Source organism: Roseateles sp. P1_C6, assembly GCF_056406315.1.
Genome location: NZ_JBFUAK010000005.1, coordinates 314,657 through 328,345 on the forward strand (window position 1 = coordinate 314,657; position 13,689 = coordinate 328,345).

Here is a 13,689-nt window from a genome sequence, read left to right on the forward strand (position 1 = left end):
GACCCGCCCCATGCCGTCACCCGAACCGCCGCTCCTGGAACGCGAGGCCGCGCTCGCCGGCTTGCGCGCCGACCTGGCCGCGCTGGCCGACCCGACGCAGGGCCAGGGCCGCTGCGTACTGCTGGAAGGCGATGCCGGCATGGGCAAGACCCGGCTGCTGCGCGTGGCGGAACGCGCGAGCGCCGGCAGCGGCGGCGCCGACTGGGCCTGGGGCGCCTGCGAGCCGCTGATCACGCCGCTGCCGCTGGGGCCGCTGCTGGACATGCTGCCCCGCCTGCCGGACGAGATCTCGGCGCTGGTGCGACGTGGCGCGCCGGCCGCGGTGCTGTTCGCGGCGCTGCTCGAAGTGGCGCGCCAGACACGGCGTGCGCGGGTCTGGGTGTTCGAGGACTTGCACTGGGCCGACGGCGCCACGCTGGACCTGCTGCGCTTCCTGGCCCGGCGCATCGCCGGCACCCGGGTACTGCTGTGCCTGACCTGGCGCGGTGGTGAGCTGGGCCCGGCCCACCCGCTGCGCGCGGCGCTGGCCGGCCTGGCCGGGCAAGGCGCACGCACCCTCAGCCTGGCGCCGCTGAGCCGTGCCGCCGTGGCCACGCTGGCGGCACGTGCCGGCCGCCCGGCCGCGGGCCTGTTCGAGGCCTGCGGCGGCAACCCCTTCTTCGTCACCGAGCTGCTCGCCGCGCCGCTCGCCGCGGGCCTGCCCGGTTCGGTGCGCGACGCCTTGCTGGCCCGCGTGGCGCGGCTGTCGCCGTCGGCGAGGGAGCTGCTCAACGTGGCCAGCGTGTCACCGTCACCGCTGGAAACCGCCGTGCTGGCCCATGTCTGCGGGCTGGAGCCGCAGGCCCTGGCCGAGGTGGTCACCAGCGACTTGCTGCAAGCCAGCGCCGACTGCCTGCGCTTCGCGCACGAGCTGACCCGGCTGACCGTGCTGGACGCGCTGGGGCCGCGCGCCGCGGCGCTGCATGCCGCGGTCTTCGATGCGCTGAGCGAGCGCGGCGCGGCACCCGCGCGGCTGGTGCACCACGCCGAGCAAGCCGGCCTGGACCATGCCGTGGCCCGGCTGGCGCCACGCGCCGCCGAACTGGCTGCCGCCACCGGCGCCCACCGCCAGGCCGCCGCGCTGCTGGGCCTGGCCTTGCAACGCGCGGCGCAGTTGCCGCCCGCGCAGGTCGAACCGCTGGCCCGCGCGCAGGCTTTCGAATGCCTGCTGACAGGCCAGATCGAGCAGGCCGCGCGAGCCGCCGCGCTGGCGCTGAGCCGGGCCGGCGGGCGGCCGCTGGCGCAGGCCGAGCACCTGGGCCTGCTTGCGCGCATCGAATGGACGCGCGGTCGCGCCGGTGCCGGGCTGGCGCACGCCGAAGCCGCGCTGGCGCTGCTGAGCGAGCACGCCGCCGACAGCCCGGCCCTGGCCCACGCGCTGGCCAGCCGCGCGCAGCTGCACCTGCTGGACGACGACACCGGGGCGGCACTGAGCGGCGCCGCCCAGGCGCTGGCCTTGTTCGGCCGGCTGGGCGACCACGCGGGCGAGCTTGGCGCGCGCATCACCTTCGCCTCCGCCCGGCTGGGTGGGCCGGACGAAGGCCTGGGCACGGCCGAACTGCACGCGGCGCTGCAAGAGGCCCTGACCACCAGCCAGGAGGAGCTGGCCGCGCGCGCCTGGACCAACCTCGCCTCGGCCGCGCTGGTCGCGTCGCGCTACGACGAGCTGGACCGCCTGTGCACGGCCGGGCTGGCGTTCTGCGAGGCGCGCGACCTGGACCTCTTCGCCGTGCCGCTGCGCGTGCGCCAGGCCTGTGGCGATATCGCCCGCGGCGACTGGCCGGCCGGCGAGGCGAGGCTGCGCCAGCTGCAGGCCCGCAGCGACCTGAACGACTTGCAGCGCGAGCAGGTGAGCCATCTGCTGGCCCTGCAGGCGGCCCGCCGGGCTGAGCCGGGCGCGCTGGCCTACTGGCAGGCGCTGGCCAATGGCGAGCGGCGGCTGGCGCTGCGGCCTTGGTTCATGTCGGTGAAGGTGCAGCAGGTGGAGATCGCGACACTGTCGGTACAGCGCGGCGCACGCGCGCTGGCCGAGGCGGCGCTGGCCGGCGCGTCTACCCGGCTGGGACCGTGGCGGCGGGCGCAGATCCAGGTGTGGCTCACCCGCCTGGGCCAGCCGCAGGCACTCGCCGCCGACGCGCCGCCGGCCTGCGCGCTGGAGGCGGCCGGCCAGCACCGCGCCGCCAGCCAGGCCTGGGCGGCGGTGGGCTGCCCCTACCAGCAGGCGCTGGCGCTGCTGTGGGGCGATGCCGACGCCGTCGCCCAGGGGCTGCAGCTGCTGCAGGGCCTGGGCGCCGAGCTGGCCGCGCAATGCGCACGCCGGCGCCTGCGCCGCGTCGGCGTGCGCGGCGTGGGGCGCGGCCGCTACGGGCACGCCAAGCAGGACCCGCTGGGCCTGACCGCGCGCGAACGTGAGGTGCTGGAGCTGCTGGCACAAGGCCACAGCACCCGCGCCATCGCGGCCACGCTGCGTCGCTCGGAGCGCACGGTGGAGAACCATGTCGCCGCCCTCTTCCTCAAGCTGGGCGTGAAGACGCGCCAGGACGCGATCCGGCGCGCGAAATCTGAGTAGTGCGCGCGCAAATCCGGGTAGCGCCGCGGCAGCAGCGCCGCGTGGCGCCCGCTAGCCTTGGCATGCCGGGCCGGTTGGCCCGGGCATCGCCTTGTCAGGGAGACCCCTCATGAAGATCCATGCACTGTTCACCGCCCTCGCGCTGCTGACCAGCGCCGCCGCCTGGGGCCAGGCCGGCGTCGCCACCGCCAGCGGCACCGCGCGGGGCGACTTCCAGATTGGCTGCAGCACCTGCCCGCACTTTCTGATGGGCCTCACCGGCACGCCCGTGCAAAGCCAGAGCGGCCCGGCGGCCGCCCAGGTGGACTACGTCGGCCAGCCCGTCGCTGATGCCAACACGGCGGGCTACAGCCTGGGCGGCGGCGTGGAGTACCACGCCAGCGCCGCCTTCGAAGGCGCGCTGGCCAAGCCGGTGCTGGGCGCCTACGCGAAGGCCGACAACGAGCCCGTCATCAACCTGGCGGACCCGGCGCAGCTGACCATCGGCATCGACTTGTACGCGGCCACCGCCAATGCGCGCACCCAGCAGACCTACCACTACCTCGGCGCCGCCACGGCAACCTACCACTTCGACTTCCATGTCGACGGCATGCTCAGCAGCGCACGGGCCAGCGCGTTCGGGTCGGCGGCGCTGTACACCGGCCAGGACCCGTACTTCGAGGGCGGGCTGATCGACTTCGGCTACAGCGACCACACCGGCGTGGGCCTCCTCTACGACCCGCAGCCCTTCGCTGGCGATTTCTCGGTCAGCGTGACGGTGGACCCCGGCGCGAGCTTCGTGCTGATCAGCCGGCTCAGCGCCGGCGTGCAGATGACCTACGACACGACCGACGTGGAGGCCGATGCCTTGCACACGATGCGCTTGACCGCCATCACGGGTGGCGATCCGGCGCTGTTGACGACCGCGGTACCCGAGCCGGCCGCGGCGTTGCTGCTGCCGCTGGGCCTGATCGCGTTGTTCGCCTTGCGGCGTCGGCCCGGCTAGGGCGCCGCGCCGATGTCCAGGCCGCGCGGCTGCTTGTAGCGGTGGTAGCCCCACAGGTATTGCCCGGGGGCGCGGCGGATGAGGCTTTCCATGGCCGCGTTGACGATGGCGGCCGCGGCTTCGTTGCTGGCCTCGGCCGGAATGGCCGGTGCCGGCAGCACGTGCACGACGAAGCCGCGCCCGTCCGGCAGGCGCTCGCCCCAGATCAGCAGCAGCGCCGCGCCGGTCTGCTGCACCAGGCGGGCCGCCAGCGTCATCGTGTAGGCCGGGCGGCCGAAGAACGGCGCCCAGACGCCCAGGCCGTCGGGCGGCACCTGGTCGGGCAGCAGGCCGATGACCTCGCCCTTGCGCAGCGCGCGGATCATCTGCCGCACGCCGGCCAGCGACGCTGGCGCCGTCGCCAGGCCCGGCCGCTCGCGCGAACCGGCCATCACGTCGCGCAGGCTGGCCTGGCGCGCCGGGCGGTAAAGCACGGTGATGGGCGCCTCGGGCGTCGTGAAACGCTCGGCAATCGCCTGCGCGCAGATCTCGAAGCACCCCATGTGCGGCGTCAGCATGACCAGGCCGCGCTTCTGTCCAAGCGCGGCGGCGATCAGCTCGCCACCGTCCCATTGCAGCGCCGCGCCCAGTGGCTTGCCGCGCTGGCCCACCCACAGCCAGGGCAGCTCGGCCGCCATGCGCCCGGCCGCGGCGATGGCCGGCCGCGCGGCGGGCCAGGCCACGCCGGCCTGCGCCACGTTCGCCTTGAAGCGCCTGCGGTAGGTGGCGGACGCCGCATAGACGATCCAGCCCAGCGCAGCACCCAAAGCGTGCAAAAGCGCCAGGGGCAGACGGGACAAGCAACGGAAGACCCAAGCCATGTTTTCTATACTGGGCGCATCGCCGAGTTATGGAACTACTTGCGGGGCGATTCACAAATCCCGCTAAAGCGTTCGCCGCACCTCCAGGAGCAACGGCGACGCCGCCAAAAAAGCAACCGGAGTTTAAAAGTGGCCAACGATTTCCTCTTCACGTCTGAATCCGTCTCGGAAGGGCACCCCGACAAGGTGGCCGACCAGATCTCGGACGCCATCCTCGACGCGATCTTCGAGCAGGACCCGCGCAGCCGCGTGGCCGCCGAGACGCTGTGCAACACCGGCCTTGTCGTGCTGGCCGGCGAGATCACGACCAACGCCCACGTCGACTACATCCAGGTCGCGCGCGACACCATCAAGCGCATCGGCTACGACAACACCGACTACGGCATCGACTACAAGGGCTGCGCGGTCCTGGTCGCCTACGACAAGCAGAGCAACGACATCGCCCAGGGCGTGGACCACGCGTCCGACGACCACCTGAACACCGGCGCCGGTGACCAGGGCCTGATGTTCGGCTACGCCTGCGACGAGACGCCCGAGCTGATGCCCGCGCCCATCTACTACGCGCACCGCCTGGTGGAGCGCCAGGCCCAGCTGCGCAAGGACGGCCGCCTGCCCTTCCTGCGCCCCGACGCCAAGAGCCAGGTGACGATGCGCTATGTGGACGGCAAGCCGCACAGCATCGACACCGTCGTGCTGTCCACCCAGCACGCGCCTGAGTATTCGCTGGGCGACCGCATGACGGACGAGTTCTACGAGGCCATCCGCGAGGAGCTGATCAAGCCCGTGCTGCCCAAGGAGTGGATCAGCGCCGACACCAAGTACCTGATCAACCCGACCGGCCGCTTCGTCATCGGCGGCCCGCAGGGCGACTGCGGCCTGACCGGCCGCAAGATCATCGTCGACACCTATGGCGGCGCCTGCCCGCACGGTGGTGGCGCGTTCTCGGGCAAGGACCCGTCCAAGGTCGACCGCTCGGCCGCCTATGCCGCGCGCTACGTGGCCAAGAACATCGTCGCCGCGGGTCTCGCTCGTCAGTGCCAGATCCAGGTCGCCTACGCCATCGGCGTGGCCCGGCCGATGAACGTGACGGTCTACACCGAAGGCACGGGCGTCATCCCCGACGACCAGATCGCCAAGCTGGTCAACGAGCACTTCGACCTGCGCCCCAAGGGCATCATCCAAATGCTGGACCTGCTGCGGCCCATCTATTCGAAGACGGCGGCGTATGGCCACTTCGGCCGTGAAGAGCCGGAGTTCACCTGGGAACGAACTGACAAGGCTCAGGCGCTGCGGGCAGCGGCCGGTCTGTAAGCCCTCGTCGCTCCGAACAAACACCGCCTTTTCAGGCGGTGTTTTTCTTTGTGCCGCGCCATGCGGCCGCAGGTAGAGTCAACGCACCGGTAGGGTGCGCACCAGACGCCCGCCGCTCCATCAACCCTGGAGGCGGTGATGAAGATGCAGTCCTTGCGAATCGGGACCCGGCTGGGCCTGGGCTTCGGCCTGGTGCTGTTGCTGCTGGCGGTGGCCCTGGGCCTGAGCTACCGGCAGATCGGCGCGGTCGGCCCCCACATCGACCTGCTTGTGGAGCTGCAGCGCCGGCAGGACCTGGCGCAGGACTGGCGCACGCAGACCCAGCTCAACGTCACGCGCACCGACGCGGTGGCGCGGGCCGGCGGTGCCGGCCCCGTGGCGGAGTTCTTCGCGCCGATCATCAAGACGACGAGCGCCAAGATCACCGAACTGCAGGAGAGCCTGGGCAAGGTGGTGGACACCGAGCGCGGCAAGGCCTTGCTCGCGGAAATTGGCGACGCCCGCAAGGCCTATGTCGACATCCGCAACCAGGTCTTCGCCCAGCTGAAGGCCGGCGAGGCCGACACGGCATTGCAGACGCTGGAGGGCAAGATGCGACCGGCCTCCGAAGCCTATGTCGCGGCCATCAGTCGCATGGCCGACTTCCAGGGCGAGCGCGTGCGCATCGAGACCCAGCAGGTCATGGAGGAGGCGCGCCACACGCAGATGATCATGCTGGTCATCGCCATTGCCTGCCTCAGCGTGGGCATCGCGGCCGCCTGGCTGATCACGCGTTCCGTCGTGGGCCCGCTGCGCGAGGCCATCCAGGAGGCCGAGGAGGTCGGCCGCGGTGACCTGTCGCGCGACATCCGCAGCGTCGGCAGCGACGAGACCGCCCAGCTGACCCAGGCGCTGGGGCAGATGCAGCAGGCGCTGCGCCACCTGGTCGGCTCGGTGCGCGAGAACGCCAGCGGCGTGGCGACGGCCAGCACCGAGATCTCGCACGGCAGCAACGACCTGTCATCCCGCACCGAGCAGCAGGCCAGCGCCATCCAGCAGACGGCCGCGTCCATGGAGCAGTTGTCCGCCACCGTGAAGCTCAATGCCGACAACGCCGGCCAGGCCGACCAGCTCGCGCATGACGCCAGCGCGGTGGCGCGCCAGGGCGGCGAGGTCGTGGGCGAGGCGGTGCAGCGCATGCGCGGCATCGAGGACAGCTCGCGCAAGATCGGCGACATCATCGGCACCATCGACGCCATCGCCTTCCAGACCAACATCCTCGCGCTGAACGCGGCCGTCGAGGCCGCGCGGGCCGGCGAGCAGGGCCGCGGTTTCGCGGTCGTCGCCAGCGAGGTGCGCATGCTGGCCCAACGCAGCGCCGATGCGGCCAAGGAGATCAAGGGCCTGATCGGCGACAGCGTCGAGCGTGTGGAGCAAGGCGCCGTGCTGGTGAACAAGGCGGGCGAGACCATGGGCCAGGTGGTGACGTCCATCGACCGCGTGGCGCAGATCGTGCGCGAGATCAGCGCCGCCAGCCGCGAGCAGAGCACCGGCGTCAGCCAGGTGGGCCAGGCCATCACGCAGATGGACCAGGCAACGCAGCAGAACGCGGCCCTCGTCGAGGAAAGCGCCGCCGCCGCCGAGAGCCTGAAGCATCAGGCCGACGAGCTGGTCAAGCTCGTTTCGACGTTCAGGACCTAGGCCCCGACCCCACGCAAGGCGTCGTCCAGCACTTCCACCCAGTGCCGCACCGGCTGGGCGGTGCCGCTTTGCAGGTGCTGGATGCAGCCGATGTTGGCCGACACGATCTGCTCCGCCTGCAACGGCGCCAGCGCGGCGAGCTTGCGGTCGCGCAGCTGCTTGGACAACTCGGGCTGCAGCACCGAGTAGGTGCCCGCCGAGCCGCAGCACAGGTGGCTGTCGGTCGGCGCGCAGGCGATGCGAAAGCCCAGCTCGCCCAGCGCGGCTTCCACGCCCTTGAGCTGCTGGCCATGCTGCAGCGTGCAGGGCGGGTGGTAGGCCAGCGCGCCGGGTTTGGCCTTGAGCCGGGACTTCAGCGCCGGCACCAGCTCGGGCAGCAGCTCGCTCAAGTCCTTGGTCAGCTCGCTGATGCGTCGGGCCTTGTCGGCATAGGCCGGGTCGGCGCTCAGCGCATGGGCGTAGTCCTTGACCGTCACGCCGCAGCCCGACGCGTTCATCACCAGTGCCTCGACGCGCTCGCCGCGGCCCGAGACCAGCGGCCACCAGGCGTCGATGTTGCGGCGCATGTTGTCCAGCGCGCCGTCGTGGTCGCCCAGATGCTCGCGGATCGCGCCGCAGCAGCCGGCGCCGTCGGCCACCAGCGTCTGGATGCCGGCGGCGTCCAGCACCCGCGCCGTCGCGCTGTTGATGTTGGGCGCCATGGCCGGCTGCACGCAACCCAGCAGCAGCAGCACCTTGCGGTTGAGCTGGCGCGTGGGCCAGTCATGCGCCGTGGCGGGCGGCTTGGCCGGCACCTTGTCCTTCAACGCGGCCGGCACCAGCGGCCTGAAGACCTGGCCCAGCTTCATGGCCGGCTTGAACAGCGGCGACGTCAGCCCCTCCTTCAGCAGCCAGCGCACGCGGCGCTCGCCGGCGGGGCGCTCCACCTTGGCGTCGACGGCACGCCGGCCGATGTCGACCAGTCGGCCGTACTCCACGCCCGACGGGCAGGTCGTCTCGCAGTTGCGGCAGGTCAGGCAGCGGTCCAGGTGCAGCTGAGTCTCGCGCGTGGGCGCCACCCCCTCCAGCACCTGCTTGATCAGGTAGATGCGGCCGCGCGGGCCGTCCAGCTCGTCGCCCAGCAACTGGTAGGTCGGGCAGGTCGCCGTGCAGAAGCCGCAGTGCACGCAGCGGCGCAGGATGGCCTCGGCCTCGGTGCCGTCGGGCGTGCCGGCAAATTCGGGAGCGAGCGTGGTTTGCATCAGGGGGCGAGGGCCTGGTTGACGATGTCCTGCGCTTCCTGCAGCAGCACGCGCAGGTGCGCCTCGTCGCGAAAGCTCTCGGCGTAGACCTTGTAGATGTCCTCCGTGCCCGAGGGCCGCGCCGCGAACCAGCCATTGGCCGTGCACACCTTGATGCCGCCGATGGCCGCGCCGTTGGCCGGCGCCGTGCCCAGCACCGCCTGGATGGGTTCGCCGGCCAGCACCGTGGCGTGCACGTCGGCCGCGGTCAGCCTGGCCAGGCGCTGCTTCTGCGCGCGCGTGGCGGCGCCGTCCACGCGGTCGGCGAACGGCGTGCCCAGCGCGGCGGTGAGGCCCTGGTAGTAGACGCTGGTGTCGCGGCCGGTGCGCGCGGTGATCTCGGCGGACAGCAGCGCGGCGGCGATGCCGTCCTTGTCGGTGGTCCAGACGCGGCCGTCGCGCCTCAGGAAGGACGCGCCCGCACTCTCCTCACAGCCCAGCCCCAGGCTGCCGTCCAGCAGCCCAGGCGAGAACCACTTGAAGCCGACCGGCGCGTCGAACAGCCGCGCACCCAGGCTGCGCGCGATGCGTTCGATCAGCGCGGTAGTCACCACCGTCTTGCCGATGCCCGCGCCCGCGCGCCAGCCGGGGCGGTGGCGGAACAGGTAGTCGGTCGCGACGCTGAGGTAATGGTTGGGCTGCATCAGCCCGCCGCTGGGCGTGACGATGCCGTGGCGGTCGTGGTCGGTGTCGCAGGCGAAGGCGATGTCGAACTTGTCGCGCAGCTGCGTCAGGCGCCGCATCGCCCAGGGCGAGGACGGGTCCATGCGGATCTTGCCGTCCCAGTCCAGCGTCATGAAGGGGAAGCGCGGGTCGACCGTGTCGCTGACCACCGTCAGCGGCAGGCGGTAGCGCTCGGCGATGGCCGGCCAGTAGGCCACGCCCGCGCCGCCCAGCGGGTCCACGCCCAGGCGGATGCCGCAGGCGCGGATGACGTCGAAGTCGATGACGTGTTCCAGCGCGGCGACGTACTCGGCCAGGTAGTCGTGCTCGTGGGTGGTGCCGGCCTTCAGCGCTCGATCGCCGTCCATGCGCAGCACGCCGTCCAGCGCCCGCGCCAGGTAGCCGTTCGCGTCCGCCTGGATGCCGCCGGTGACGTCGCTGTCCGCCGGGCCGCCATGCGGCGGGTTGTACTTGAAGCCGCCATCGCGCGGCGGGTTGTGCGAGGGCGTGACGACGATGCCGTCCGCGCGCGCGCTGCCCTCGCAGCCCTGGTTGTATTCGAGGATGGCCAGCGACACCGCCGGCGTGGGCGTGAACTGGCCCGAGGGTGACAGCATCACGTCGACGCCGTTGGCCGCCAGCACCTCCAGCGCACTGATCGTCGCCGGGGCCGACAGCGCATGCGTGTCGGCGCCGAGGAACAGCGGGCCGGCGATGCCTTGCTGCCGGCGGTGGTCGCAGATCGCCTGCGTGATGGCAAGCACATGCCACTCGTTGAACGACCCGTCCAGCGCCGAGCCGCGATGGCCGGACGTGCCGAAAGACACCTGCTGCTCGGGGCTGGCGGGGTCGGGCTGGCGCGAGAAGTAGGCCTCGCACAGCGCCTCCACATCGATGAGCGTGTCGGCCGGCGCCGGTTGGCCGGCCAGCGGGTGGAGTCGGGACGTCATGAGGAGGCCCAGTGTCAGAGGCCGGGATACAGCCGGCCGGGATTGAAGACGCCGTGCGGGTCAAAGCTGGCCTTGAGCCGCCGGTGGATGGCCGCCAGCGGCGCGCTCAGCGGCGTGAACACGCCGGGGCTCTTGTCCAGCGCGCGGAACAGCGTCGCATGCCCGCCGACCGCCACCGCGGCCTCGCGCACGGCGGTGGGCGGCAGCGGCGTGACGACCCAGCGCTGGGCGCCACCCCATTCGATCGGCTGCTCGCCGTGCAGCTTCAGCTCGGGCGTCGTGCTGGGCAGCGACAGCCGCCACAGCCGCGCGCCACCGGCCACCGCGCGCTGGGCGCCGATGAAGAACTCGTCGTCCTGGTCGCGCAGGCCGGTCCAGAAGGATGCGGCCAGGTCGGCCGGGATGACGTCGCCGCCCAGCTTGCGCGCGGCCGCGTCGACGGCGGCATTCGCGCCGGCCAGCCGCAGCACCAGCGCGCCTTCCCACCAGGCGCTGGCCTCGACGGGCAGCGGCTCGCCGCCCCAGCGGTTCAGCGCCATCAACGCGGCGCTCTGCCCGAACTCGAAGCGCAGCGTCGCCGTGGCGGCCGGCAGTGGCAACACCTTGAGCGTGACCTCGGTGATCAAGCCCAACTGGCCCATGGAGCCGGCCAGCACGCGGCTGACGTCGAAGCCGGCGACGTTCTTCATGACCGTGCCGCCGAAGTTCAGCAGCTCGCCGTTGCCGTTGATGATGACGGCGCCGAGCAGGTGGTCGCGCACGGAGCCCAGCGCCGCACGGCTGGGGCCCGACAGCCCGGCCGCGACCATGCCGCCCACCGTGCCGCGGCCACCCGGCCCGCCCTGGAAACGCGGGGGTTCGAAGGCCAGGCGCTGGCGGTTCTGAGCCAACGCCGCCTCGACGTCGGCCAGCGGCGTACCGGCCAGCGCGCTGATGAACAGCTCGCTGGGTTCGTAGGCCGTGATGCCGCTCAGCGCCAGCGTCGACAGCGTCTCGCCGGCCGGCGCCTCGCCGTAGAAATCCTTGCTGCCGTGGCCCGTGATGCGCAGCGGCGCGCGCGCATCGCGCAGGCGTTGCTGGAGGTCCGCGAAGCTCAAAACCGCTCCAGTTCGGGAAAGGCCAGCAGCCCGCGCTTCACGTGCATGCGGCCGTACTCGGCACAGCGGCTCAGCGAAGGGATCTGCTTGCCGGGGTTCAGCGTGCCGGCAGGGTCGAAGGCGCGCTTGAGCGCCAGCATCTGCTCCAGCTCCTCGGCGCTGAACTGCACGCACATCGAGTTCAGCTTCTCGACGCCCACGCCGTGCTCGCCGGTCACCGTGCCGCCCAGCGCCACGCTGCGCTCCAGGATCTCCGCGCCGAACTGCTCGCAGCGATGCAGTTGGTCGGGGTCGTTGGCGTCGAACAGAATCAGCGGGTGCAGGTTGCCGTCGCCAGCGTGGAAGACGTTGGCGCAGCGCAGGCCGTACTTCTTCTCCATCTGCTGGATGTCCAGCAGGATGGTGGCCAGGTGCTTGCGCGGGATGGTCGAGTCCATGCACATGTAGTCGGGGCTGATGCGGCCGGACGCGGGGAAGGCGTTCTTGCGGCCGCTCCAGAACTTCAGCCGCTGGGCCTCGTCCTCGCTGACCTGGCAGCGCGTCGCGCCGCTGGCCACGAGCACCGCCTCCATCTTGGCGATCTCCTCGGCCACCTCCTCCGGCGTGCCGTCGCTCTCGCACAGCAGGATGGCTTCGGCGCTCAAGTCGTAGCCGGCATGCACGAAGTCCTCGACGGCGGCCGTCATGGGCTTGTCCATCATTTCCAGGCCCGCCGGGATGATGCCGGCCGCGATGATGGCCGCGACCGCGTCGCCGGCCTTGCGCACGTCGTCGAAGCTGGCCATCAGGCAGCGCGCCAGCTTGGGCTTGGGCACCAGCTTGACGGTGACCTCGGTGACGACGGCCAGCATGCCTTCGCTGCCCACCACCAGGGCCAGCAGGTCCAGCCCCGGCGCATCCAGCGCGTCACTGCCGAATTCGACTGCCTCGCCCTCGACGGTGAAGCCGCGCACGCGCAGCACGTTGTGCAACGTCAGGCCGTATTTCAGGCAGTGCACGCCGCCGCTGTTCTCGGCGATGTTGCCGCCTATCGTGCAGGCGATCTGGCTGCTGGGGTCGGGCGCGTAGTACAGGCCCAGCGGTGCCGCGGCCTCGCTGATGGCGAGGTTGCGCACGCCACACTGCACGCGGGCCGTGCGCGCCAGCGGGTCCAGCTGCAGGATCTTGTTGAACTTGGCCAGCGCCAGCGTCAGGCCCACCTCGTGCGGCATCGCGCCGCCGGACAGCCCCGTGCCGGCACCGCGCGCGACGACGGGCACGCCCAGCGCGTGGCAGGCCTTCAGCACGGCGGCGACCTGGGCCTCGGTCTCGGGCAGGGCCACGGCCAGCGGGCGCTGGCGGTAGGCGGTCAGGCCGTCGCACTCATACGGCGTCGTCTGCTCGGCCTGGTGCAGCAGCGCATGCGGCGGCAGCAGCGGGGCCAGCGCCGCAACCAGCGCGGCGCGGCGGGTGGCGAGGTCGGTCGGCGCGTTCAAGTCTTGCGGCGGGCCGGCGTGGTGCGCGGCTTCGCCGTCTTGACTGCCACCTTGGCCGCCGGCTTGGCTGAGGCCTTGGGCGCTGCGCCGCCCGCGAAGCCCTTGGCGACGCCGCCGACCACGGCGCCCGGCACGCTGGCCGCGCGCTTGAGCGTCTCGCTGGCGGCGTCGAAGCTCTGCTTGACGAGGGTGCCGGCCAGGTTCTTGGCCGCGTCGGTCGCGGTGTCCTTCATGGCCGACGTGGCCAGCTGCGTGAACTGCTGGCTCAGCGCCGTCCACCACTGCGTCGGGTCCACGGCGGCGGCCGGGTTGGCGGCCACGGCCTTGGCGGCGTCGCCTGCGGTCTTCACCGTCTTGGCGGCGGTCTTCACCGCCGTCTTGGCCGCAGCCTGGGCCACGGGCGCCGCGGCAGCCATGATCTCGGGCGGGATGGCGGGCCAGGCGGGCGCCTCCGGCAGCTTGAGGCTGTCGCGCAGCTGGTTCAGCGGCACGTTCATGGTCTGCAGCGTCGACAGCGTCATGCGCTGCACCTCCAGCGCCTGGATGGTGGCGCCCAACATGCGCGCGTTCTGCTCCAGCCAGAACTGCACCGTGCGCAGCTCCTCGATGCGTTTGCTCAGTTCCTCGGGGTTCAGCGTGGGGGCCACCCATTGGCCGATGCCCGGCAGTGCCGAGCCGGCGTTCTTCACGAGGCCTTGCAGGAACTCGAAACCGGGCACGAACTTGGTGAAGCTGTTGTCGGTCATGTCTGTCTCCTCGCCGCTGCCAGTGTGGAGGGGC

10 protein-coding genes are annotated in these 13,689 nt (G+C 71.9%); 4 read left to right on the forward strand and 6 right to left on the reverse strand.

Features of this window, described 5'->3' with window-relative positions:
* Positions 1 to 10 precede the first annotated feature (10 nt).
* Both AC1D29_RS12770 and AC1D29_RS12775 read left to right on the forward strand, forming a co-directional pair.
* Positions 11 to 2,608: an ATP-binding protein gene (locus AC1D29_RS12770; RefSeq protein ID WP_477897818.1), complete on the forward strand. Its 2,598-nt coding sequence runs from the start codon at positions 11 to 13 to the stop codon at positions 2,606 to 2,608.
* A 109-nt stretch (positions 2,609 to 2,717) separates the two neighbouring features.
* On the forward strand, positions 2,718 to 3,593 hold the full coding sequence (locus AC1D29_RS12775) for a PEP-CTERM sorting domain-containing protein (protein ID WP_477897820.1): 876 nt from the start codon (positions 2,718 to 2,720) through the stop codon (positions 3,591 to 3,593).
* Here the strand turns inward: AC1D29_RS12775 and AC1D29_RS12780 are convergent.
* The gene (locus tag AC1D29_RS12780; RefSeq protein ID WP_477897822.1) at positions 3,590 to 4,453 is read right to left on the reverse strand and encodes a lysophospholipid acyltransferase family protein; all 864 of its coding nucleotides are present in this window, start codon (positions 4,451 to 4,453) and stop codon (positions 3,590 to 3,592) included. The two genes, AC1D29_RS12775 and AC1D29_RS12780, sit on opposite strands and share 4 nt — an antisense overlap.
* A gap of 129 nt (positions 4,454 to 4,582) precedes the next feature.
* On the opposite strand from AC1D29_RS12780, the gene metK reads away from it, so the two are divergent.
* Positions 4,583 to 5,764 carry a methionine adenosyltransferase gene (gene metK, locus AC1D29_RS12785; protein WP_477897824.1) on the forward strand — a complete coding sequence of 394 codons (1,182 nt, stop codon included), beginning with the start codon at positions 4,583 to 4,585 and terminating at the stop codon, positions 5,762 to 5,764.
* A 138-nt stretch (positions 5,765 to 5,902) separates the two neighbouring features.
* Positions 5,903 to 7,444, forward strand: coding sequence for a methyl-accepting chemotaxis protein (locus AC1D29_RS12790; protein WP_477897826.1), 1,542 nt, complete (start codon positions 5,903 to 5,905; stop codon positions 7,442 to 7,444).
* Here the strand turns inward: AC1D29_RS12790 and glcF are convergent.
* The 5 genes from glcF to AC1D29_RS12815 are packed head-to-tail and all read right to left on the reverse strand — an operon-like array spanning position 7,441 to position 13,655.
* Positions 7,441 to 8,685, reverse strand: coding sequence for a glycolate oxidase subunit GlcF (gene glcF / locus AC1D29_RS12795; RefSeq protein WP_477897828.1), 1,245 nt, complete (start codon positions 8,683 to 8,685; stop codon positions 7,441 to 7,443). The two genes, AC1D29_RS12790 and glcF, sit on opposite strands and share 4 nt — an antisense overlap.
* Positions 8,685 to 10,337, reverse strand: coding sequence for a phosphoglucomutase (alpha-D-glucose-1,6-bisphosphate-dependent) (pgm, locus tag AC1D29_RS12800; protein ID WP_477897829.1), 1,653 nt, complete (start codon positions 10,335 to 10,337; stop codon positions 8,685 to 8,687). The genes glcF and pgm overlap by 1 nt, the downstream gene beginning before the upstream one ends.
* Positions 10,338 to 10,351: 14 nt before the next feature.
* Entirely contained in the window at positions 10,352 to 11,434 is a 1,083-nt protein-coding gene (glcE, locus tag AC1D29_RS12805; protein WP_477897831.1) for a glycolate oxidase subunit GlcE, read from the reverse strand.
* A complete protein-coding gene (locus tag AC1D29_RS12810) occupies positions 11,431 to 12,909 on the reverse strand; it encodes an FAD-linked oxidase C-terminal domain-containing protein (protein ID WP_477897833.1) in 1,479 nt (492 codons plus the stop codon). The genes glcE and AC1D29_RS12810 overlap by 4 nt, the downstream gene beginning before the upstream one ends.
* Positions 12,906 to 13,655 carry a PhaM family polyhydroxyalkanoate granule multifunctional regulatory protein gene (locus AC1D29_RS12815; protein ID WP_477897835.1) on the reverse strand — a complete coding sequence of 250 codons (750 nt, stop codon included), beginning with the start codon at positions 13,653 to 13,655 and terminating at the stop codon, positions 12,906 to 12,908. The genes AC1D29_RS12810 and AC1D29_RS12815 overlap by 4 nt, the downstream gene beginning before the upstream one ends.
* Positions 13,656 to 13,689: the final 34 nt, after the last annotated feature.

Bases quoted from the DNA above. Each gene is read 5' to 3' on its own strand.
- AC1D29_RS12790 (WP_477897826.1), top strand. From the start codon at position 5,903: ATGAAGATGCAGTCCTTGCGAATCGGGACCCGGCTGGGCCTGGGCTTC.
- AC1D29_RS12775 (WP_477897820.1), top strand. From the start codon at position 2,718: ATGAAGATCCATGCACTGTTCACCGCCCTCGCGCTGCTGACCAGCGCC.
- AC1D29_RS12770 (WP_477897818.1), top strand. From the start codon at position 11: ATGCCGTCACCCGAACCGCCGCTCCTGGAACGCGAGGCCGCGCTCGCC.
- AC1D29_RS12815 (WP_477897835.1), bottom strand. From the start codon at position 13,655: ATGACCGACAACAGCTTCACCAAGTTCGTGCCCGGTTTCGAGTTCCTG.
- pgm (WP_477897829.1), bottom strand. From the start codon at position 10,337: ATGACGTCCCGACTCCACCCGCTGGCCGGCCAACCGGCGCCGGCCGAC.
- AC1D29_RS12780 (WP_477897822.1), bottom strand. From the start codon at position 4,453: ATGGCTTGGGTCTTCCGTTGCTTGTCCCGTCTGCCCCTGGCGCTTTTG.
- glcF (WP_477897828.1), bottom strand. From the start codon at position 8,685: ATGCAAACCACGCTCGCTCCCGAATTTGCCGGCACGCCCGACGGCACC.